General features: G+C 73.1%; 21 protein-coding genes. 7 read left to right on the top strand and 14 right to left on the bottom strand.

Features of this window, described 5'->3' with window-relative positions; genetic code table 11:
• Nucleotides 1-37: 37 nt before the first annotated feature.
• The gene (locus ACZ6RT_RS30595; protein ID WP_470157375.1) at nt 38-880 is read right to left on the bottom strand and encodes an NAD(P)H-binding protein; all 843 of its coding nucleotides are present in this window, start codon (nt 878-880) and stop codon (nt 38-40) included.
• 179 nt (nt 881-1,059) lie between these two features.
• Between ACZ6RT_RS30595 and ACZ6RT_RS30590 the strand changes: the two genes are divergently transcribed.
• Entirely contained in the window at nt 1,060-1,398 is a 339-nt protein-coding gene (locus tag ACZ6RT_RS30590) for a transposase (protein WP_399188289.1), read from the top strand.
• A 34-nt stretch (nt 1,399-1,432) separates the two neighbouring features.
• On the opposite strand, the gene ACZ6RT_RS30585 is transcribed toward ACZ6RT_RS30590, so the two are convergent.
• Nucleotides 1,433-2,089 (bottom strand): response regulator, encoded by a 657-nt coding sequence (locus tag ACZ6RT_RS30585; RefSeq protein ID WP_470157374.1) that lies wholly within the window; start codon nt 2,087-2,089, stop codon nt 1,433-1,435.
• A complete protein-coding gene (locus ACZ6RT_RS30580; RefSeq protein ID WP_470157373.1) occupies nt 2,086-3,168 on the bottom strand; it encodes a sensor histidine kinase in 1,083 nt (360 codons plus the stop codon). The genes ACZ6RT_RS30585 and ACZ6RT_RS30580 overlap by 4 nt, the downstream gene beginning before the upstream one ends.
• 100 nt (nt 3,169-3,268) lie before the next feature.
• Between ACZ6RT_RS30580 and ACZ6RT_RS30575 the strand changes: the two genes are divergently transcribed.
• Both ACZ6RT_RS30575 and ACZ6RT_RS30570 read left to right on the top strand, forming a co-directional pair.
• On the top strand, nt 3,269-4,651 hold the full coding sequence (locus ACZ6RT_RS30575) for an alpha/beta fold hydrolase (RefSeq protein WP_470157372.1): 1,383 nt from the start codon (nt 3,269-3,271) through the stop codon (nt 4,649-4,651).
• Nucleotides 4,648-5,436 (top strand): hypothetical protein, encoded by a 789-nt coding sequence (locus ACZ6RT_RS30570; protein WP_470157371.1) that lies wholly within the window; start codon nt 4,648-4,650, stop codon nt 5,434-5,436. Before ACZ6RT_RS30575 ends, ACZ6RT_RS30570 begins: the two co-directional genes overlap by 4 nt.
• Nucleotides 5,437-5,475: 39 nt before the next feature.
• Here the strand turns inward: ACZ6RT_RS30570 and ACZ6RT_RS30565 are convergent, their stop codons facing one another.
• The 4 genes from ACZ6RT_RS30565 to ACZ6RT_RS30550 all read right to left on the bottom strand — a co-directional run bounded on the left by ACZ6RT_RS30565 (nt 5,476) and on the right by ACZ6RT_RS30550 (nt 8,745).
• A complete protein-coding gene (locus ACZ6RT_RS30565) occupies nt 5,476-6,003 on the bottom strand; it encodes a hypothetical protein (protein ID WP_399188299.1) in 528 nt (175 codons plus the stop codon).
• A 138-nt stretch (nt 6,004-6,141) separates the two neighbouring features.
• Nucleotides 6,142-6,849 (bottom strand): dihydrofolate reductase family protein, encoded by a 708-nt coding sequence (locus tag ACZ6RT_RS30560; RefSeq protein ID WP_470157370.1) that lies wholly within the window; start codon nt 6,847-6,849, stop codon nt 6,142-6,144.
• A gap of 239 nt (nt 6,850-7,088) precedes the next feature.
• A complete protein-coding gene (locus ACZ6RT_RS30555; protein WP_470157369.1) occupies nt 7,089-8,390 on the bottom strand; it encodes an RNA polymerase sigma factor in 1,302 nt (433 codons plus the stop codon).
• Nucleotides 8,377-8,745, bottom strand: coding sequence for a YciI family protein (locus ACZ6RT_RS30550; RefSeq protein ID WP_399188305.1), 369 nt, complete (start codon nt 8,743-8,745; stop codon nt 8,377-8,379). Before ACZ6RT_RS30550 ends, ACZ6RT_RS30555 begins: the two co-directional genes overlap by 14 nt.
• Before the next feature lie 255 nt (nt 8,746-9,000).
• On the opposite strand from ACZ6RT_RS30550, the gene ACZ6RT_RS30545 reads away from it, so the two are divergent.
• Entirely contained in the window at nt 9,001-9,633 is a 633-nt protein-coding gene (locus tag ACZ6RT_RS30545; RefSeq protein ID WP_344899170.1) for a TetR/AcrR family transcriptional regulator, read from the top strand.
• A 2-nt stretch (nt 9,634-9,635) separates the two neighbouring features.
• Entirely contained in the window at nt 9,636-10,079 is a 444-nt protein-coding gene (locus ACZ6RT_RS30540) for an acyl-CoA thioesterase (protein ID WP_470157368.1), read from the top strand.
• Nucleotides 10,080-10,091: 12 nt separating this feature from the next.
• Here the strand turns inward: ACZ6RT_RS30540 and ACZ6RT_RS30535 are convergent, their stop codons facing one another.
• From ACZ6RT_RS30535 to ACZ6RT_RS30505, 7 genes are all read right to left on the bottom strand, one after another.
• Nucleotides 10,092-11,009: an ABC transporter ATP-binding protein gene (locus ACZ6RT_RS30535; protein WP_470157367.1), complete on the bottom strand. Its 918-nt coding sequence runs from the start codon at nt 11,007-11,009 to the stop codon at nt 10,092-10,094.
• Nucleotides 11,006-12,019 (bottom strand): FecCD family ABC transporter permease, encoded by a 1,014-nt coding sequence (locus ACZ6RT_RS30530; RefSeq protein WP_399188362.1) that lies wholly within the window; start codon nt 12,017-12,019, stop codon nt 11,006-11,008. The genes ACZ6RT_RS30535 and ACZ6RT_RS30530 overlap by 4 nt, the downstream gene beginning before the upstream one ends.
• Before the next feature lie 157 nt (nt 12,020-12,176).
• Nucleotides 12,177-13,220 (bottom strand): FecCD family ABC transporter permease, encoded by a 1,044-nt coding sequence (locus ACZ6RT_RS30525; protein ID WP_399188311.1) that lies wholly within the window; start codon nt 13,218-13,220, stop codon nt 12,177-12,179.
• Nucleotides 13,217-14,275 (bottom strand): iron-siderophore ABC transporter substrate-binding protein, encoded by a 1,059-nt coding sequence (locus ACZ6RT_RS30520; protein WP_470157366.1) that lies wholly within the window; start codon nt 14,273-14,275, stop codon nt 13,217-13,219. The genes ACZ6RT_RS30525 and ACZ6RT_RS30520 overlap by 4 nt, the downstream gene beginning before the upstream one ends.
• A 331-nt stretch (nt 14,276-14,606) precedes the next feature.
• On the bottom strand, nt 14,607-15,380 hold the full coding sequence (locus tag ACZ6RT_RS30515) for an AraC family transcriptional regulator (protein ID WP_470157365.1): 774 nt from the start codon (nt 15,378-15,380) through the stop codon (nt 14,607-14,609).
• 434 nt (nt 15,381-15,814) lie between these two features.
• Complete coding sequence (locus ACZ6RT_RS30510; RefSeq protein WP_470157364.1) at nt 15,815-17,383, bottom strand: pectate lyase family protein; 1,569 nt, start codon at nt 17,381-17,383, stop codon at nt 15,815-15,817.
• Between the two features lie 636 nt (nt 17,384-18,019).
• Complete coding sequence (locus tag ACZ6RT_RS30505) at nt 18,020-18,811, bottom strand: hypothetical protein (protein ID WP_470157363.1); 792 nt, start codon at nt 18,809-18,811, stop codon at nt 18,020-18,022.
• A gap of 193 nt (nt 18,812-19,004) precedes the next feature.
• Between ACZ6RT_RS30505 and ACZ6RT_RS30500 the strand changes: the two genes are divergently transcribed.
• Together ACZ6RT_RS30500 and ACZ6RT_RS30495 are read left to right on the top strand one after the other, a co-directional pair.
• Entirely contained in the window at nt 19,005-19,964 is a 960-nt protein-coding gene (locus ACZ6RT_RS30500) for a serine hydrolase (RefSeq protein WP_470157362.1), read from the top strand.
• 91 nt (nt 19,965-20,055) lie between these two features.
• On the top strand, nt 20,056-20,472 hold the full coding sequence (locus tag ACZ6RT_RS30495) for an ArsR/SmtB family transcription factor (protein ID WP_399188329.1): 417 nt from the start codon (nt 20,056-20,058) through the stop codon (nt 20,470-20,472).
• Nucleotides 20,473-20,496 lie beyond the last annotated feature (24 nt).

The following is a 20,496-nucleotide window of genomic DNA, read 5'->3' as shown; positions in this document are numbered from 1 at the left end:
GCCGCCGAAGGTCGCCGCTGACGGCCGTGGCGGACGCTCAGCCCAGGTCGGCCGCGTGGTCGGCGGCCCACCGGGCGAGCGTGCGGCCGGGCCTGCCGAGGACCCGCTCGACGTCGGGCGAGACCTCGGGCGGCTCCTCGGCGTACTCGGCCTGGTAGCTCAGGACGTACTCGGCGATCTCCATGGGCAGCCCGGCCTCGATGTAGGCGCGGCGGGCCTGGCCGTAGGTCAGCGCCTCGAAGCGGATCTCCCTGCCCAGCCCGTCGCCGATCGCGGCGGCCTGCCGCCGGTGGCTGAGCGCCTCGGGCCCGCTCAGCGTGTACGCCCGGCCCGCGTGACCGTCCTCCACGAGCGCCGCGACGGCCACCTCGGCGATGTCCGCCTCGTGGATCGGCACGCCGAGCGCGTCGGGGAAGGCGTTGCGGACCACGTTCTCCGCGCGGATCGAGGGCCCCCAGAAGTCCAGCCTGTTGACGGCGAACTCGCCCGGCCGCACGTGCGTCCACTCCGGCACGGCCGCCTCGACGGCCTGTTCGGCCCGGTGGAGCGGTTCGTGGTCGCCGGGCCGCCGTACCGTCACCGCCGAGCTGGTCAGGGTGACGATCCGCCGGACCCCGGCCCGCGCCGCCCGGTCCGCGAACAGGCGCGAGGCGTCCAGGTCGACGACGCCGGGCACGAGGTAGGCGTGGTCGACCCCCTCCAGGACCCGCTCGACCGCGTCCGCGTCCGTCAGGTCCCCGGCGACCACCTCGGCCGCGCCGGACAGGCCCGCCCTGTCCGGGTTCCGGGTCAGCGCCCGGACCGTGCGGCCCGCCGCGAGCAACCGGTCGACCACGATGCGCCCGACCGTGCCCGTCGCCGCCGTCACGAGAATTCTCATGATCTTCCTTCCGTTGGGGAGGGCCGACGATAACCGCGCGAGGGCACCGCCCGCACATGAGCGAATGTCTCGTTTGGCAGGTCGGAAGGGGTGTCAGGGACCTGCGGCGGCATCGGGAGGGATCTCCCGGGACGGCGCGAGGGTCCCCCGCGGCGCGCGGCCGGGGCAGGATCGACGGCATGGACGCTCTCGCCCGCAGATTGGTGCCCGACGAGATGTGGGCGCTGGCCCGGACGCTCATGCCGGAGCGGCTGCCCAGACCGCAGGGCGGCGGCCGGGCGACCGCGGACCAGCGCAGGGTGCTGGCCGCGGTCGTCTACGTGGTCACCAGCGGATGCGCCTGGCAGAACCTGCCGCCGGCCTTCGGGGTGACCGTGCCCACCGCGCACCGCTGGTTCGCGCGCTGGACCAGGGCCGGCCTGTGGGACCGCCTGCGGGAGGCGTCCTCCGGCGACCCCGGCCTGGCCGAGTGGACCCGCACGATCCGCGACTGCGCGTCACTGCGCGACCACGGTTGAAAAATCACCAAACGAGACATGGGCCGCGGCCCGGTCAGTGCCGTGACGCCGCGTCGCGGAGCAGCAGGGCCGCCTGCACCCGGTTGGCGCAGCCGAGCTTGGCCAGGACACGGCTCATGTAGGTCTTGACGGTCGCCTCGGTCATGTGGAGCCGCCGCCCGGCCTCGGCGTTGGAGAGCCCCTCGGCGACCAGGGCGAGGACGTCGGCCTCGCGGGCCGTCAGGGCGGCCAGCAGCCGGGAGGCGTCGGGCCCGCGCCGGTCGTCCCCCGGCCCCCGGCCGTCGCCCGCTCCGGCCATGTCGAGCACCTGACGGGCCACGACGGGCGACAGGTACGCCTGCCCGGCGTGCGCGGCGCGCACCGCCCGGATGAGTTCCTCCGGGGCGCAGGTCTTCACCACGAACCCGGACACGCCCTGCCGTACGGCTCGCCGTACGTTCTCCTCGTCGCCGAAGGCGGTGAGGATCACCACGCGCGGCCCCGCCAGTTCCGCGGCCGCGGCCAGGCCGTCCAGCACCGGCATGGAGATGTCCAGCAGGGCCACGTCGACGTGGCGCCGGCGGGCGACCTCGACCGCCTCGCGCCCGTCGCGCGCGACGGCCACCACCTCGATGTCCCCGGCCGACTCCAGGACCGTGCGGATGCCCGCGGTGATGAGGGGCTCGTCGTCGGCGATCAGCACCTTGATCATGCCGCGGCCCCGGTGGTGGCCGGTGCCAGCGGCAGCATCGCGACCAGCCGGAACTCGTGCGGCTCCGACCGGACGCGCAGCAGCCCACCGGCCGCGCCGACGCGTTCCGACAGCCCCGCCAGGCCGGTCCCCCCGGTCCCCCCGGCCCTCCCGGTCCCCTCGGTCCCCCCGGTCTCCGCGGTGGGAGCGCGGCGGGGCACCGGGTTGGCCACGGTGACGAGGAGCACGTCGGGCTGCCAGTCGAGCGACAGGGTGACCGGCGCGCCCGGAGCGTGCCTGACCGCGTTGGTCAGCCCCTCCTGGACGACCCGGTAGGCGGCGCGGGCCGCGTCCTCGCCCGGGAGCGGGACGCTCCGGCCCGACGTCTCGACCGTCACCGCGACCCCCGCCGCCCGGAGGCGCGCGACGAGGCCGTCGATCCCCTCCAGGCCGGGACCCTCGTGCCGCCGGAGCGTACCGACCACGTGGTGCAGTTCGGCCGCGGCCGTGCGCGCGGCGGCGGCGAGACCGTGCACCTCCCGCCGCTGGTCCGCCGAGAGCGACCCCGCCTCCAGCGCCGCGGCCCGCACGGACACCAGGCTGAGCAGGTGCCCCAGCGAGTCGTGCATGTCACGGGAGATGCGCAGCCGCTCGCGTTCGGCGACGAGGTCCCTCTCCCGGCGCAGGTGCTCCCGCTGCCGCACCAGGTACCGGCCGGCCAGCAGGGGCAGCACGGTGAGCACCGCGGCCCGCACCAGTACCGCCCACGGCTCCTGGCCGCCGGGCGCCCGCTGGGCGACCATCAGCACCACCCCCACGTACGCGGCGAGCACGACGGCCGTCACGACGACGTCGGAGCGGGTACGGACGCGGTGACCGGCGTGGAAACCGGTGCAGACCAGCAGCGCCAGCGACCCGCCGGTGAACACCGCCAGCGCCAGGGCGGCGAGGAAGGCCGCGAACGGCAGGCGGTCCACCGCCGCCATCACCGACGCCACCGACACGGCGTACGCGGCGAGGGTCCAGCCTCCCGCCCCGTCCAGCCACAGCAGTGCCGTGTCGGCGACCGCCACCGCGACAACGAGGACATACCTCACCATGGGCCTCACCCTACTGACCGCCCGGCCGTCGACTTCAGTGAACACGATCGACGACTTTCGGCGGCAGACCGCGCCCTGCCCGCGTCCGTAGCGTTCCGGCATGCTCACATCACTCATGGCGCTGGTCGTCCTCGCGTCACCGCTCCCGGCCCAGGCGTCTCCGGCATCCGGGACAGGCGGGGACCTCGCATGGAGCGCCTGCCCCGGTACGGGCACGTCCGAGCTGCAGTGCGCGGACCTCCCCGTCGCCCTGTCGCCCGAAAGCGACCGGAAGATCACCCTCAAGGTGGCGCGCCTGCCCGCCACCGGGAAGAGGAAGGGGGCCGTGCTGGTCAACTTCGGCGGCCCCCAGGGACACCAGATCGCCACGATGCGCTCGCGTCCGGCGATCTTCGACAAGATCCGCGCGTCCATGGACGTCGTGACCTGGGACCCGCGCGGCTACCCCGGGCTGAGCGGCCCGGTGCTGCGGTGCGACTGGGGACTGCTGCGCACCCCGGCGTTCCCCGCCGACCAGGCCGGGTTCGACCGGCTCGCCGCGGCCAACAGGGCCAGGGGCGACAGGTGCCGCGACACCGACCCCGAGCTCTTCGACCACATGGACTCGGCGAGCGACGCGCGGGACGCCGATGCCGTCCGGCGCGCCCTGGGCGAGGACCGGATGAACTTCATCGGGCTCTCCTACGGGGGCACGATCGCGCAGTCCTACGCCCGGCTGTTCCCCCGCACGGTACGGACGATCTACATCGACGGGACCCGCAACCACAGCGTGCGCGACTGGGGGCGGGAACTCGACGTCCAGGCCCGGGAGAACGAACGCCTCATCGAGCGGTTCTTCGACTGGGCGCCCCCCGGCATGCGGAAGCGCTGGCGGGCGCTGATCGCCACGGCGGACCGCGAGCCGATCCCCGCCCCCTCGGTGAACGCCCGCTTCGACGGGACGCAGATCCAGGCGCTGGGGTTCCTGAAGCTCCGGCCGGGCCCCGCGCGGTGGGACGAGCTCGTGGCGGCCGTCACCGCGGCCGAGGGCGGCGACGCCTCGGGCTTCGCCCTGTCCGACCGCGAGCCGTACCCCGGCCTTCCCGGTGGCGGGGTGAAGGAGTGCCTCGACTTCCCGCGCCCGGCCGGGCAGGCGGAGCTGGCGCGCACGGTCCGGCGGCTGCGCGCGGTCGCCCCCGACACCGGTGCCGCGTTCCCGCTCGCGTGGCACCTGCCGGTCACCTGCGCCGGCTGGCCGGCACCGGTGGCCAATCCGCCCGCGCCCATGCCCCGCGGCCTGCCGCCGATCCTGGGAGCGGGCACGTGGCTGGACTTCGAGTCCACCCGCAGGGTCGCCGGGCAGATCCCGGGCAGCCGGACGATCGAGTTCGACGGGCCCGGCCACAACCTCTTCGCGGCGATGGCCAACCCGTGCGTCATCGACCACGTCAGCAGGTACGTCACCACGCGCCGGCTGCCGGCCCGGGGTACCGTGTGCCCATGATCGATGCGGAGGGCGGGACGGCCGGGGAGCCGCGCGCCCCACGAAGGCGCCGGCCGGCCCGGGTGGCCGCCCTCCTCGCCGCCGTCCTCGCCGTCCTGCTCGTCGCGGCCGTGGCCGTGACGGCGCTGGCCTTCCCCTCGGTCGCGGCCACCACCTGCCCCGGCTGCTACGGGCTGGAACGGCTCCGGCCCGGCCTGTACGCGGAGCCGGGCCTGTCACCGGAGCGGCGCCGACAGGTGATCGAGGTCGCCGAGCGGGCGGGACGGCGGGTGAGCGACTTCTACGGGGGGCGGGAGAGCTCGCCGGACGTCCTGGTCTGCCTCAGCGACGACTGCTACCGCCGGATCGGCGGCGGCGGGGAACGCGGCGTCGCCGTGCTGAACCGCGCGGTGATGCTCTCCCCGCGCGGCGCCGACCCTGTGATCGCCTCCCACGAGCTCTCGCACGTGGAACTGCACGCCCGCCTCGGCGACGGCGAGGTGCCGCAGTGGTTCGACGAGGGGCTCGCCGTCCTGGTCAGCGAGGACCCCCGCTACCTCGGCCCGGCCGGTGACCGGTGCCGGGCCGAGCCCCGCCCGGTGCTCCCGGCCACGCTGAAGGACTGGTTGCGCGCCGCGTCCGCCGACCCCGGGGTCTACGCCGAGGCCGCGTGCCGGGTGAGCCGCTGGGCCGGGGCGGGCCGCGGGCCGCGGGCGGTGCGGGACCTCGTCGAGCGGATGTCGGCGGGGGAGTCCTTCGCGGAGGTCACGGGCATCACGGCTCCCGCGCCGCCGTCCCGGCCGTGACCTCTCGTACGGGAGAGGCCGGGAAGCACGCCGGGGGCTTCACCGGCTGATCGGGGCTCGCGCGTGGGCGTCGCCCGCGGCGGGCGCACGGCCGGGGCGACTCCCGAGGACCCCCGCCGCCCACAGGGCCACGCCGATGTAGAGGACCTGCTCGGGGACGCGCTGCCACAGCGGCGTCGCCGGCTCCCCCGCCAGGGGGACGTCGGCCAGCGCGGCGTGGACGTTGGCCGGGAGCATGAGCACGAACAGCAGCGCCAGGCAGATCCCGGCCGCCCGCCGGGTGGCCGGCAGCACCAGCCCGACCGCCCCGGCCAGTTCCAGGACGCCGGTCAGGTGGACCACGAGCCCGGGGAACGGGACGAACGGCGGGACCATGGCCGTCATGTCGGCGTGGTTCGGCATGAAGGTCACGTCCGACGGGACGAAGTGGGCACTGGCGGTCATCACCAGCATGACGGCCAGGCCGTGCGCTGCGCTCGCCCGCCAGGTGGCGAAGCGGGTCAGGCCGGCCACCGCTCCCAGCAGGCGGAAGCACAGCGTGGCGAGGAGGAGAACGATCACGGTCATGGTGGCTCCCTTTCGTTGGATAGCCACACTACCCAATAATGGATAGTGTGGCTATCCAAAACTTCGGGACGAGGCCGCCGATCCGGGTGGGGACCGGCGGCCGGCCCGGAGAAGGCCCCCGTGAGCGGGCCGGGAGGGTTACGACACGTCGGTTCCCGGCACGCCCCTGCCGCTGCCGCGGTCGTCCAGGACGAGCGCCTCCCGCCCGTCGACGGTGTAGCGGATGTGGGTGACCTTCGGGGTGTGCACGACCCTGACGGGCGTGAGCTCGATGGCCTCCTTCAGGGCGAGGTCGAGATCGGCGTCGAACAGGCGCATCCCGGTACCGAGGACGGTCGGGACGATGTGCAGCTCCAGCTCGTCCAGCAGACCGGCCTTGAGGACCTGGCGCAGCAGGGTGCCGCCTCCGGCGACCGCCACGTTCTTGCCGCCCGCGACGGCGCGAGCCTGCTCGACGGCGCTGGCCACCCCGTCGGTGACGTAGGTGAAGCTGGTCCCGCCCTGTCGCCTCAGGACCTCGCGGGGGCGGTGGGTCACCACGAACACCGGCGCCCGGAACGGCGGCTCCTCGCCCCAGGGCACCTCTCCCCCGTCCGCCATGTTCCGGCCCATGACGTACGCCCCGGCCGCCTCGAACGTCTCGGCGATGATGTCGGAGTCGACGTCGCTCTCGCCGCCCTGGAAACCCTGCCGCTCGCGCCAGGCCATGGCGCTGGTCGCCCATCGGGTGATCCGGAAGAAGCCCGCGGCCTCCGCCGAGTGCAGCCAGCTCCCCGTGCCGTCGTGGCGCGGGCCGGCGTAGTGGCCGTCAAGTGAGACCGACATCTGTGCCGTCACCTTGGTCATGTCGTTTCGCTCCTTCGTACCGGCCCCCGGTGGGGCCCGTTCGAGGAGGAAACGGAGCCGCGGATCGCGTTTCTACATGCCCGCGCGGAAATGTCGACGCCGTCGTCCGGACAGGTCCCCCGGCCCTCTCCGTACCGCATCGCGATCATGAAGGCGCCGTCCGGCCCGCCCCCGCGACCCGCCCCGTGCCCGCGCCGTCGTCGCGGCACGGCCACCCGGAGCGCCCGTGACCGGCCGGTTCACCCGGCGCAGCGGGCGGCGCGCCCGAGGAGGAACCGCTGCTCGGGGCGGCTGCCGGCCAGGCGCGCGGCCTCCCGGTACGCCTCGGCGGCCTCGGCGGCCCGGCCGTCCCGGTCGAGCAGGTGGGCGCGGACCGCCAGCAGCCGGTGGTGGCCGGCGAGCATCCCGGACCCCAGTTCCTCCAGCAGGGCCAGCCCGGCGCGCGGCCCGCGCACCATCGCCAGCGCGACCGCCCGGTTGAGGGTGGTGACGGGGTTGGGCTCCAGGCGCTCCAGGACCTCGTACAGCCCCAGGATCTGCCGCCAGTCGGTGGCCTCGGCCGAGGGCGCCTCGTCGTGCACCGCCGCGATGGCCGCCTGCACCTGGTACGGGCCGAGCGGCCGGGTCGCCAGCGTACGGGCGACGAGGGCGCTCCCCTCGGCGATGGCGGCGGCGTCCCAGAGCGACCGGTCCTGTTCCGCCAGCGGCACGAGCACGCCGTCGGGGCCGGTACGCGCCGCACCGCGGGCCTCGGTCAGCAGCATCAGCGCCAGCAGGCCCGCGGTCTCGCCGGACTCGGGGAGCCGCGCGTGCAGCCGGCGTACGAGATGCAGGGCCTGCCGGGTCAGGTCGGGCCGGCGCAGGTGCGAGCCGGTGCTGGCGCTGTAGCCCTCGTTGAACATCAGGTACAGCACGTGCAGCACGACCCGCAGCCGCGGTCCCCGCTCTGGTTCGGCGGGCGCCTCGAAACGCGCCCCGGCCTCGCGCAGGCGCTGCTTGGCCCGCGAGATGCGCTGTCCCATCGTCTTCTCGGGCACCAGGAAGGACGCGGCCACCTCACCGGTGGTCAGCCCGGCGACCGCCCGCAGCGTGAGCGCCATCTGCGACGCGGCGGTCAGCGCCGGGTGGCAGCACAGGAACAGCAGTTCCAGCAGGTCGTCGCGGTTCTCCTCGACGTCCGGCGGCGGCGCGACCAGCGCGTCGCGCGGCGTGGCGTCGTGGACGGCCCGCTCCCGGCGCTCCCGGGCGCCGTCGGCCCGGACCTGGTCGATGTAGCGGTTCGCGGCGACCGTGACGAGCCATCCCAGCGGACGGGCCGGGACGCCGTCGCGCGGCCAGGTGCCCGCCGCGGCGATCAGCGCCTCCTGGGTCGCGTCCTCGCACCGGGCGAAGTCGCCGTACCGGCGCACGAGCGAGCCGAGCACCCGGGAGGCCAGCGACCTCAGCAGCTCCTCGACCGGGTTCCCGGTCCCCTGCGGCCCCTCCACCGGATCGGCGGAGGCTCCGGGCGGCTCCTCGACCGGGTCGTCAGGCCTCGTCACTCGCCCAGCCGCGCTCCATCAGCGGCCACACCTCCAGGCCGCCGGCGCCGTGGCGCAGCCCGGGGTAGGACCTCGCGATCTCCAGCGCGCGCCGCTCGTCGTCGACCTCGACCACGAAGTAGGAGCCGACGTACTCCTTCGCCTCGATGTAGGGGCCGTCGGTGACGACCACGTCGCCCGGCACCGGCCGGAGCGACCGCGGCCGGGGGACCAGCCCCTCGGACCCGAGCAGTTCCCCGGACTCGCGCAGCGCGGCGTTGAAGGCGTCGACCTCGTCGACCAGCCGCGCCATCTCCTCGGGCGCCAGGCTGTTCCAGATGTCCTCGTTGCCGTAGATCAGCATCAGGTATCTCACCGCGGGGTCCCCCCTCGTCGTCACCGGGCCGGCGCCACCTGCCGGAGGGGCCGGTCCGCACGTCGTGTCCCCCGATTCTGCCGCAGCCGGGACGGTCGCCGGATGCGCCCCGGCCGCGTCGGCGCGTGGACGTCCCGGGGCACGGGCGCGGGGACGCCGGTCACCCCTGCGCTCACCGGGTGTCGCGGAGACGGCGGAACGGCGCGTCGGCACGGGAGATATACAAACGATCGGTCGTTAATATAGTGTGCCTCCATGACGACCGACGGACGGCGGCTGCGGGGGCTGCGCAGCCGGGAGGCGATCCTGGAGCAGGCGGTGAGCCTGGCCTCGGTCGAAGGGCTGAACGGGCTCTCCCTGGGTCGGCTCGCCACGGCGACCGGCACCAGCAAGTCCGGATTTTTCTCCCATTGGCAGGACAAAGAGGAGCTGCAGCTCGACGCGGTGGAGTGGGCCGTCCGGCAGTGGACCGAGGCGGTGGTGGCACCGTCCCTGCTGGCCCCTGCCGGGGTGCGGCGGCTGTTCGCGCTGCACGAGGCGCGGCTGCGGTTCTACAGCGACGGCGTGCTGCCCGGCGGGTGCTTCTTCTTCAGCGTGCAGGCCGAGTTCGACGACCGGCCCGGGGCGGTGCGCGACCGTGTCTCACGGGCGCTGCGCGACTGGCTGGGGTTCATCCGGCGGCAGGTGTCCGAGGCCATGGCGCTGGGCGAGCTGGACGGGAGCGTGGACCCGGCCCAGCTCGCGTACGAGATCGACGCGCTCGGGGAGATGATCGTCCTTCACTCCCGCCTGCACGACGGGCCGGCCGCCTTCGTCCACGGCCGTCGTGCCGTGCTGCAACGCCTGCGCGCGCTCTGCCCGGACCCCTCACTTCTCCCGGAGGACTGACCATGATCGAAGACGGTGTTCACGAGCCGGTCCAGGTGCATTTCGACGATCTCGACGCCATGGGGCTGCTGCACAACTCCCGCTACTCCCTGCTGGTCGAGCGGGCGATCAGCGCGTACTGGCGGCGCCTGGGCTGGGCGCCCGACCCGGCCCTGTCCGCGTTCAAGGACGTCTTCCTGGCCGTACGCGAGTTCAAGGTGACCTACCACATCCCCATCGCCGGGGCGGGCGAGCCGCTGGTGCACTTCTGGATCGACCGCCTGGGCCGCAGCAGCGGCGTGTACGGCTTCCGCGTGCTGTCGCCCGACCGCGCCGTGGTGCACGCCGAGGGCTACCGCGTCAACGTCAACCTGGACCCGGCCACGCTGCGGCCCGCGCCGTTCAGCGACGAGCTGCGCACCGCCGCCGACCCCCTGCTCCGCCGTACGGCGGCGGCGGCCTGCTGAGATCCCGCCGGATCAGCGGGGCGCGGAGCTCGCGGAATTCGGGGAACTCGCGGAGCTCGGGGGCTCCGCGAGCTCCGCGGGCTTTGCGGGCTCCGTCGCGCCGGCGGGACCCGCGGACGGGACGGGCAGGGACCGGACGTGGTGGCGGCCGATGGGGAGCATCAGGGGGCGGCCCGAGACGGGGTCGACGATGATCCGGCTGTCGAGGCCGAAGACGGCGCGGACGATGTCCTGGGTGAGGACCTCCTCCGGGACGCCGGAGGCGTGCAGGCGGCCGTCGGCGAGGGCGATGAGATGGTCGGCGTAGCGGGCCGCGAGGTTGAGGTCGTGCAGGACCATCACGATGGTGGTGCCGCGCGTGCGGTTCAGGTCGGTCAGCAGGTCCAGGACCTCGATCTGGTGGCTCGCGTCGAGGAAGGTGGTGGGCTCGTCCAGCAGGAGCAGGTCGGTCTGCTGGGCCAGCGCCATCGCGATCCAGACCCGCTGGCGCTGGCCTCCGGACAGCTCGTCGATCGCGCGGTCGGCGAGCTCCGTCGTCCGGGTGGCCTCCAGCGCGGACGCCACCGCGGCGTCGTCCCGGTCGGTCCACCGGGAGAAGATCCCCTGGTGGGGGTGGCGGCCACGGCCCACCAGGTCGAGCACGGTGATGCCGTCGGGCGCGACCGGCGACTGGGGCAGCAGCCCGAGCGTGCGGGCCAGCTCCTTGGCGGGCATGCGGTGCACCTCCTTGCCGTCCAGGACGACACGGCCCGCGCGGGGCCGCAGCAGCCGCGACAGGGAGCGCAACAGCGTCGACTTCCCGGAGGCGTTCGCGCCGACGATGACCGTGACCTCGCCGGGCGGCACGGCCAGGTCGAGGGACTCGACGACGACGCGGTCGCCGTAGCCGAGGGTGAGGCCCTCGGCCGCGAGGGAGTGGGACGTGGTCACAGCGAGCCTCCGGCCCGGTGGGTGCGGACGATCAGGTAGACGAGGTACGGCGCTCCCAGGACGCCGGTGACGACGCCGACCGGGTAGCGGATGTCGAACGCGAACTGGCCGGTGAAGTCGGCGACCAGGACCAGCAGGGCGCCGACGAACCCGGCGGGCACGAGCAGGGAGCCGTCCGTCCCGACGAGCCGGGCCGCGATGGGGCCGGACAGGAACGCCACGAACGCGATAGGCCCGGCCGCCGACGTGGCGAAGGCGATGAGACCGACCGAGGCGACGATCACCGTGAGGCGGGTGCGTTCGACGCGGACCCCGAGGGCGGCGGCGGTGTCGTCGCCGAGCTGCAGTGCCGACAGGTCACGCCCCTGTGACAGCAGGACGGGGGCCAGGACGGCCAGCGCCACGACGACGGGCACGACCTGTTCCCAGGTCGTGCCGTTGAGGCTGCCGGTCAGCCAGCGCAGGGCCTCCTGCAGGTCCCAGTCGGCGGCCTGGGACAGGACGTAGGAGGTGATGCTCTCCAGCATGGCGGCGATCCCGATGCCGATCAGGATGAGCCGCGTGCCGGCGACCCCGTCCCGGAACGCCAGGGTGTACACCAGCAGGGCGACGGCGAGGGCGGAGACGATGGCGAGGAACGACACCTCGGCCCGCTCCAGGGACAGCGACACGATCGCGACGGCCGCCGCGGCGCTCGCCGCCCAGCTGATGCCGATGATGTCGGGGCTGGCCAGCGGGTTGCGGAGCATCGTCTGGAAGGTGACGCCGCCCAGACCGAAACAGAACCCCGCGGCCACGGCGAGGACGGCCCGCGGCAGCCGGAGCCGCCCGACCGTGAAGGACGCCCCGGGGACCTGCTCGCCGAGGACGACGCGGACCACGTCGCCGAGCGGGTAGAACGTCTGCCCGGCCATCAGCGTCACGAGGAATCCGGCGACGACGAGCACCGCCAGCGTCAGGACGACGACACGGCGCCGGGAGGCGCGCCGGCGCCGCCCCTGGGCGACCATCCGGGCGACGGGCGTCCGGGTGCCGGCGGGAGCGGGGGCCGTGAGGGTGACGCCGCCGTGCTCGACGGTTCGCCCGCCACGCTCGCTCACAGCCCCTCCTTCGTCGGGGCCGTGAGCGTGACGCTGCTGCGTCTGATGGTTCGTTCGCTACGCTCGTTCACAGGTCACGTACCTTCTGACTGCGGACGATGTGGATGAAGAACGGGGCGCCGATCAGCGCCGTGATGATGCCCACCTCGACGTCCTCGGGGCGCGCCACCACGCGGCCGACGACGTCGGCCGCGGTGAGCAGCGACGCGCCGGCCAGGGCGGAGAAGGGCAGCGACCAGCGGTGGTCGACGCCGACGAGGATGCGGCACGCGTGCGGGACGAGGAGGCCGACGAAGGCGATGGGCCCGGCGACGGCCGTCGACGCGCCGCACAGGACGACGGAGCCGAGGGCGGCCGTGGCCCGGATGAGGAGGACGCGCTCACCCAGCCCGGCCGCGAGCTCGTCGCCCAGGGCGAGCGAGTTCAGCGCCCGCGCGGACAGCAGGCACACGGCGAAGCCGACGGCGAGGAACGGCAGGACGAGTCCGATGCGCTCGTAGGACGCGCCGCCGACCCCGCCGACCTGCCAGAGCCGGAAGGTCCCGGCGATGTCGTTGCGGGGCAGGACCACGGCGCTGACCAGGGACGCGAAGGCCGCCGACGTGGCGGCGCCGGCGAGCGCGAGCTTGAGGGGCGTGGCCCCGCCGCGCCCGAGGGACCCCACGGTGTAGACGAACACGGCCGAGACGGCGGCCCCGGCCATCGCGACCCAGACGTACCCGGTCGGCGACGTGAGCCCGAGGAACGCGACCGCGCTGACGACGGCGAGCGACGCTCCCATGTTGACGCCCAGGATGCCCGGGTCGGCCAGCGGGTTGCGCGTCACGCCCTGCATGACGGCTCCGGACAGGCCGAGCGCGGCGCCGACGACGATCGCGAGCAGGGTGCGCGGTATCCGCTTGACGACCGCCGCCTGTTCGATGGAGCCGTCCGCGCCGCCGAGGGCGGTCCAGACGTCGGCCCAGGTGACGTCGCGCGAGCCGAGGGCGACGGAGGCGACCGTGAGCGCGCCCAGGACCAGGACCGCGACGAGCAGCCACAGGACGCGGACGCGCGCCGGACGCCGTACGAGGACGGCGTCCGGCACGCGGGCGGTGTCGACCGACGTCACTTGACCTTGTCCGCGGCCTCGGCGAGCGCCTTGGCGTAGTCCTCCAGCACCCAGGAGATCGACAGGGGGGTCGGGTTCGCGGCGGTGCCCAGGGGCGTGCTGTCGGGCAGCAGGTACACCGAGCCGCGCTTGACGGCGGGGATCTTCGACAGCAGCGGGTCCTTGCGGATCTTCGCGAGCAGCTCGCCCTTGGCGTCGCCGTACCCGGTGATGATGTCCACGTCGTCGAACAGGTCGACCTGCTCGGCGCTCCGCGTCAGGGCGAACTTGTCGGTGCCCTCGGACGCCTTGGCGATGCTTCCGGGGATCGACAGCCCGAGGTCCTCGAAGAACAGGGTCCGGGTGTCGTGCGTGGTGTAGAAGCCGATCTCGCTCACGTCGTTGGGGTCGACGTGCGTCATGAACATCGCCGACTTGCCCTTGAGCTGCGGATACTTCGCGGCCACCTCGGCGATGTCGCCCTCGATGTCACCGATGAGCTTCTCCCCCTCGGCGGCGAGGCCGATGGCCTTGCTGTTCAGCTGGATGATCTCGCGCCACGGGGTCGCCCACGCGGCCTTCGGGTACGCCACCACCGGGGCGATCGTGCTCAGGGTCTCGTAGTCCTGCTTGGTCAGGCCCGAGTAGGCCGCCAGGATCACGTCCGGCTTCGTGTCGGCGACGGCCTCGAAGTCGATGCCGTCGGTCTCGTCGAACAGGACGGGGGTCTTCGCGTTGAGCTCCTCCAGGCGCTTCTTCACCCAGGGCAGGAGGCCGTCCTTGTCGTCGTCGCCGAAGTTCGCGGCGGCCATGCCGACCGGGACGACGCCGAGGGCCAGCGGCGCCTCGTGGTTGGCCCAGTTGACCGTGGCCACCCGCTGGGGCTTCGCCGGGATGGTGGTCGTCCCCAGCGCGTGCTCGATCATCATGGGGAACGCGCCGGAGCTGCTGCTCGCGCTCGGGGCGGTGCTCGCGCCCGCGCTCCCGGTCGTGGTCTCCGGCTGGGCGCCGCAGCCCGCGATGCCCAGCAGGACGGCCGCGACGGCGAGGATGCGAAGGCTACGTGGACGCTTCAATCCGTACTCCACTTTCAGAATCTCCGCCGGTGTCGGCCCTCACACGTTCGGAGCGCGGTGCGCGTCCGTGGAGCGGTACAACCGTGACGACCGCAGGAGTTGATCTAGTTAGGTTAGGCTTGCCTTTGCAGACTTTAGGAGAAATGACCGACTTGTCGCAATCAAGCTTTTGAGACAGCCGTTGTCGCGATCGGGACACCGAAGAGGGGAACGGGCCGTCCGGTGACTCCGCCACGGGTGCGGTGGCACGGCCGACGGGTCCGTACCGCGCGAGGAAGAACGGCCTCCGGGTGACCCGCACGGCTCCGGGGAGGCGCCTCGGCCGAGGGGCTCAACGCGCCCGGAACGTCCCCGGGGTCAGCCCGGTCGTCCTGCGGAAGGCCGCGCCGAACGCGCTCGCCGAGCGGTAGCCGACCTCCTCGGCCACGACGTCGACCTCCCATCCCCGGGCGAGCAGCGCGACCGCGTGCTGGGCCCGCACCGCCGCGACCCAGCGCGCGAAGCTGGTCCCCGTCTCCGCGTTGAAGGCGCGGGTGATCGTACGCGCGCTCACGCCCAGGTGGGACGCCCAGCCCGCCAGCGTCCGCGGATCACCGGGGTTCTCCCGGACCGCCTCGACGATCGGGCGCAGCAGACCGGAGGTGGGCACGTTCAGGTGCAGTTCGCGTGAGGAGGGGGTGAGCACGTCGAGCACCATCGCCTCGGTCACCGCCCGCGACCCGGAGGGCAGCCCGGTGTCGGCGAGCCGTTCCAGCAGCAGGCGGAGCAGCGGGGTGATCTCGACGCCGACGGGCGTGGGAGAGATCGAGGTCATGGTGCCGAAGCCGAAGAAGTTGGCGCGGCAGCAGGTGCCCACGATCGCCGAGCCGGAGTGCAGCGTGCCCGCGGGCATCCACAGGCCCAGGGTGGGGGTGACCGTCCAGGCCCGCGTCCCCACCACGGTCGTGGACGCGCCCCGCTCGTTCCAGAGCAGTTCGTGGAAGGGGTGGGAGTGCTCGTTCCACGTGGTGTCGCGGGCGATCGTCTCGCTCCAGCCCAGGATCATGGACGGCATCTCGACCGGCCCCGCCGCGAGGGCGGGCAGCGTACGGGTCTCCCTGGTCATGAAACGACACTGCCGACATCGGTGATTTCGGCGACATCGGTGTCGTTTCGGGACGGGGAGGGCATTCCCACACCCTAGTACGGCGATGCCCGCGAGAAGAAGCGCTGGTCACGGCGCCGACCCGGTTCGGATCCCGGTCCGGTTCGGACCCCGGTCCGGTCCGGTTCGGACCCCGGACACCGGCCCGCGGGACGCGGGCGTGGTGACGCGGGCGTGGTGACGCGACGTCCCGCACGAGGACCGGGTGGGCGGTGCCGGCACGAAAAGGGGCGGGGCCGTCGGCATGACGGCCCCGCCCTCGTTCGGACGATCGGTGGCGGACGGTGGAAGCGGTCCGCCACCGGAGGTCCGTCCGGCGCAGGGCTGTCCGGCGCAGGGCTGTCCGGCGCAGGGCTACCCGGCGCAGGGCTACCCGGCAGATCTATCCGGCAGGGCTACCCGGCGTAGGTCTCGAACTCGGCGACCCTCGGCGTACCGGACGAGCTGGTGATCTTGAAGGTGAGCTTGGCCAGCGAGGTCGGGGCGAAGGTGATGGTGCCCGCTCCGCTGCCGGACTTCAGGACGGCGCCGGTGCTGCCGTTGAGGAGCTGCCAGGACCCGATGCTGGAACCGGAGGCCTCACGGATGACGGCGCTGGACACCGACCTGGCGGAGCTCCACTTGATCGAGATGTCACCGGTCGCGCCGGCCGGCGACCAGTAGGTGCTCAGGTTGCCGTCCCGCACGTTGCCGTAGCTCGTCCCGCTCGCCTTGCTGGAGCCGTCGGAGCCGGCTCCGATGCTGAGGTTGGTCCCCCCGGGCGTCGGCGTCACCGTCGGCGTCACGGTCGGGGTGGGCGTGGGGGTGGGCGTGACGGTCGGCGTCACCGTGGGGGTGGGGGTGGGAGTGGGCGTCTGCGGCGAGCAGCTGCCGTTCGACACCTGCAGCCCCTTGTTGGCGCCCGCCGTCTGGCGGACGATGTTCGGCACGCAGCTCGCCCCGTCGAGGCTGTAGGAGTACGGGATGCTGACGGTGGTGTTGGACTGCGGGTTGGGGCCGGCCGGAGCGTTGTCGGTGCCGGGGGCGGACCAGGTCACGTTGTCGAAGATGTTGCCGGCGACCTGCCAGTAACCGGCCTGGTCGGTGTAGAACGTGCCCAGGACGTCCTTGGAGTCCTTGAAGTAGTTGTTCTCCACCTTGGCGCGTGCCCCGGCCCGGGAGTTGATGCCGGACTCGTGAAGGTTCACGTAGGAGTTGTTGTAGACGTGGGCGATGCCGCCGCGCAGCAGGGGCGTGCGGGAGTCGATGTTCTCGTACAGGTTGTGGTGGAACGTTATGAAGCCGTTGGAGCGGTCGCTCTCGCTGGACCCGATGAGCCCGCCCCGGCCGGAGTTGCGCAGGGTGCTGTAGGACAGGGTCACGTACTGGACGTTGTTCTTCATGTCGAAGAGGCCGTCGTACCCCTCCGACTCCCCGCCCGAGGCCTCCAGGTTCACGTGATCGACCCAGACGTTGCGGACGGTGCCCTCCATGCCGATGGCGTCGCCGCCGTTGGACGTGGGCGAGCCCGACTTCTTGACGTTCCGGACGGTGACGTTCTGGATGATGATGTTGCTGGAGTCGCGGATGTGGATGCCCAGCTGGTCGAAGACCGCTCCGGAGCCGACCCCGATGATCGTGACGTTGCTGATCTGCTTGAGCTCGATCAGGCCGGCGGCGGTGTTGCAGCTCGACCCCGACACCTTGGTGGTGTTGCCGTGGTTGATGGTCCCCTCCACCTGGATGGTGATCGGGGTGCTGCTGCTGGCCCGGCCGCACAGGGCCGCGTGGATCGCGGTTCCCGTGGTGGCCCTGACCGTCTGCCCGCCCGCGCCACCGGTGGTCCCGCCGTTGACGCTCGCGAAGCCGGTGACACCGCCGACCGCCGCCGACGCCTGGATCGCCGGCAGGGCCACCCCTGCCACGGCCGCCACGGCCGCCGTGGCCAGCGCCGCCTGAAGCCGCAATGCGACTGCTCGTCTCATGCTCGTCTCACCTTTGTTCTCGGATGCCGGGTGCGTTCTATCTCGGTGCGTTCTTCTCGGTGCGGTCGATGCCGTGGGCGAAGGGTTCACCGGCCGTCATGTGGACGGCGCGGACGTGCGCGCGTCCGGGCCGGACATGGGACGGCGGGCGCGGGAAGGCGTGGGTATGTCCATGTCGGACCTCCCTTGGACCGGGTAGAGGCCACGAATCCGCGCGGGACGGCACGGGATCGGCGAGGTGCTGCGACGTGCCGCCACCACGGCGAAGGAAGGAACGCCGAGGGCGGTACGCCGGAAAGCCCTTCTCTGACGACGCTGACGGAAAGCGCTTTCCGCGTCCTTCGACATTAGCGGCCGCTGTCAAAAGGTGTCAACGGTGAGGACTGAAATCCGGACGAACCGCAGGTGCGCGGGAGCCGGAGGGAGAAAGGTTCAGGCCGCGAGGCCCCGCGGGCGTCCGCAGCCCCCGGCGTGGGCCTCGCGTGACGGGCGCCGGACGACGGACCGCGTCCCCGATCGGGGTCAGTGGTCCCCGATCAGGGTCAGTGGTCCCCGATCCGGGTCAGCAGCCCCTGATCAGGGTCAGCGGCCCCCGCGCCAGGACTCCGGGACGGCCGGCTCGCGCGACGGGAGGGCTCAGTGGCCCCTGGGCACCGTCACGGGCGAGCTGAACGGGAGCACGAAGAACGGTCCCGTCACCACCGCCCGCTCGCTGCCCGGACCGAAGGGGAGGTCGGCGATCTGACGGCAGGTGCCCCGGTCCTCGATCCCGTGGACGGCGTTCCGGCCGTCGGGACCGGCGTTGAAGCGCCCGACGAGCGAGATACGGTCGCGCACCCGGCCCCGTTCGTCGACGAAGAAGCCGTGGATCGGCGCGGTGGCGGAGAAGCCGTCCTCGGTGAGGACCTCCTGCACCAGGTCCGAGATCAGGAAGCGCACCGTCCGGCCGTCGGCGTCGGTCGCGGTCCCCTCGATCTCGCCGACGAACGGGGTGAAGATGCCCGGCGAGCCGGTGGCGAACCCCTCGGTGTACGGGAGCGGCCGCCTGGCGAGCTGCGAGATCCGGTAGGTGCGCTCGAAGGTCCCCGTCTTGATCGTGTACGTGCCGTTCTCGCACTCGAAGGGGCGCAGCGTGCGGCCGGTGAGGTCGATCGTCTGCCGCTCGATCGGGTTGCCGGTGGCGGGGTCTCCGAACCTCTCCTCGTCGATGCGCACGTCGAGCCCGCGCGGCGACAGCTTCAGCACGAATCCCGGGCCGGTCGCCTTGACGTGGAACCGGCTCTCCTTGATCTTCAGGCCCGGAGCGCCCGGAGTACCCGGGACATCCAGGGCCGCTGGGACGTCCGGGGCGTCCGGCTGCGCGTGAGCGGTGCTCGCGGGGAAGAGGCCGGCGGCCAGCGCCGCGAGCAGGGTGACGGTGATTCGCACGACCGGAACGCCAGGACGCATGAGCCCTCCCTCGCAGCTGCGACGACCACGTCATGGTATAGCGGGACAAAGACGAGGTCGATCATCTTTTCTCGCCCACCGTCCCCAGCCCAACCCCTCACCCCCACCCCCGCCGAGCGTGTCGTCGAAAAATCGTTATTCCGAAATTTCGGATTTATGGTTAACTGGAGGTATGTCATCAATCCTCAGCATGCTCCTGACCGCAGCGCTGGCGGCCCCGACGACCGGCGTCGCCGCCGCCCCCGCCCCCGCCGACCTCAAGGACGTTGAGGCCGTACTCGCCTACATCAGCGCCCACCCCGACGACGTCGCACTGGTGACCCGGGGCATCAGCCACAACGCCGATCGCCTCGCCCCCGTGGCGTCGACCTTCAAGATCACCCATCTCGCCGCCTACGCCGACGCCGTCCGCAAGGGCAAGGTCAAGCGGGGCGAGCGCGTCCCGGTGGCCCTGTGGAACGCCTACCACCTGCCCGGCACCGACGGCGGCGCCCACGAGGCGGCGCTCAAGCGGCTCAAGCCCGGTGCGAGCGTCACCCTCGACCAGGTCGTCTCCGCCATGATCCAGGAGAGCGACAACGCCGCCGCCGACCTGCTGCGCGACCGCCTCGGCCCCGGCGCGCTGCGCAAGGTCGCGCAGACGCGCGTCGGCACCCTCAACGGCGCGATGCTGCGCGCCTTCGGCGGCTGCACGCTGTCCGCCGACGCCTGCCTGAAGAGGTACGTCAAGGCCGGTGAGCAGGTGCGGCTCACGCTTCCCGACTTCGCCCGGCAGGCCGACTGGGCCGAGACCGTGGCCCGCGTCGAACCTGGCGTCCTGCGCCGGGTGCTCGCCGGGCTCCGGAAGGACAGGATCGCGAGCCGGCACCTGGAGTGGCCGATGCGCCAGCCCGGCGCCGACCCGGACAAGCTCCTCATCGGCACCAAGGGCGGCGCGCTGCCCGGTGTCATCAGCGAGGCCATGTACACCGTCCGGCCAGGTGAGAAGCCGCGCGAGACCGTCCTCGCCCTGCGGCGCCTGCCCGAGGAGACCTGGTACTCGGGGGTGCGCAGCTATGCTCATCAGCAGTTCATCGTACGAATGGCGACGGATCCCGCCTTCCTCGCGAGAGTCCGCGCAGCGTTGAAGTGAGGCGACCCTGACCAGTGCCGACGACCGGTTCCAGGACCTCGAGGCCCGGGTCGCCGCCCTTGAGGCCGCACTCGCCGCTTCCCCGCCGGCGGTGGCGGGCGACGACACCGGCCTGATCACCTACGGCGGTCAGGCCATGATCGGCGGCTACCACTGGGTGTGGGAGATGGCCCGCAGCCCCGGCCGGCTGCTTCGGCAGCCGGCCGGGCCGCTGGCCGCGGTGCTGGCCGCCGCCGGGCATCCGGCGCGCTTCGAGATCCTTCAGTCGCTGGTCGCCGGGCCCAAACAGGTCGCCGACCTGCAGGCCGAGCTGGCCCTCGCCTCGCCCGGCCAGCTGTACCACCACCTCAAGACCCTCGCCTCGGCCGGGCTGGTCGAGCAGCCCGAGCGAGGGGTCTACCGGGTGCCGCCGCACGCGATCTTCCCCGTGCTGGCCCTCGCCGCCGCCGCGGTCGACGTGGTCGAGCGCTCCGGCGCCCCGGCGAGCCCCGGCGACCCTCCCGGCTGAACTCCGGCGGACGCGCGAGCTCTC

This window comes from Streptosporangium sp. NPDC050148 (assembly GCF_055586505.1).
Note: the sequence above shows the minus strand (reverse complement) of the source record. Positions and strands in the feature narration are given on the sequence as shown.

Bases quoted from the DNA above. Each gene is read 5' to 3' on its own strand.
- ACZ6RT_RS30595 (WP_470157375.1), bottom strand. From the start codon at position 880: ATGAGAATTCTCGTGACGGCGGCGACGGGCACGGTCGGGCGCATCGTG.
- ACZ6RT_RS30540 (WP_470157368.1), top strand. From the start codon at position 9,636: ATGATCGAAGACGGTGTTCACGAGCCGGTCCAGGTGCATTTCGACGAT.
- ACZ6RT_RS30585 (WP_470157374.1), bottom strand. From the start codon at position 2,089: ATGATCAAGGTGCTGATCGCCGACGACGAGCCCCTCATCACCGCGGGC.
- ACZ6RT_RS30510 (WP_470157364.1), bottom strand. From the start codon at position 17,383: ATGAGACGAGCAGTCGCATTGCGGCTTCAGGCGGCGCTGGCCACGGCG.
- ACZ6RT_RS30530 (WP_399188362.1), bottom strand. From the start codon at position 12,019: ATGGTCGCCCAGGGGCGGCGCCGGCGCGCCTCCCGGCGCCGTGTCGTC.
- ACZ6RT_RS30500 (WP_470157362.1), top strand. From the start codon at position 19,005: ATGTCATCAATCCTCAGCATGCTCCTGACCGCAGCGCTGGCGGCCCCG.
- ACZ6RT_RS30545 (WP_344899170.1), top strand. From the start codon at position 9,001: ATGACGACCGACGGACGGCGGCTGCGGGGGCTGCGCAGCCGGGAGGCG.
- ACZ6RT_RS30560 (WP_470157370.1), bottom strand. From the start codon at position 6,849: ATGACCAAGGTGACGGCACAGATGTCGGTCTCACTTGACGGCCACTAC.
- ACZ6RT_RS30515 (WP_470157365.1), bottom strand. From the start codon at position 15,380: ATGACCAGGGAGACCCGTACGCTGCCCGCCCTCGCGGCGGGGCCGGTC.
- ACZ6RT_RS30565 (WP_399188299.1), bottom strand. From the start codon at position 6,003: ATGACCGTGATCGTTCTCCTCCTCGCCACGCTGTGCTTCCGCCTGCTG.
- ACZ6RT_RS30575 (WP_470157372.1), top strand. From the start codon at position 3,269: ATGCTCACATCACTCATGGCGCTGGTCGTCCTCGCGTCACCGCTCCCG.
- ACZ6RT_RS30590 (WP_399188289.1), top strand. From the start codon at position 1,060: ATGGACGCTCTCGCCCGCAGATTGGTGCCCGACGAGATGTGGGCGCTG.
- ACZ6RT_RS30580 (WP_470157373.1), bottom strand. From the start codon at position 3,168: ATGGTGAGGTATGTCCTCGTTGTCGCGGTGGCGGTCGCCGACACGGCA.
- ACZ6RT_RS30570 (WP_470157371.1), top strand. From the start codon at position 4,648: ATGATCGATGCGGAGGGCGGGACGGCCGGGGAGCCGCGCGCCCCACGA.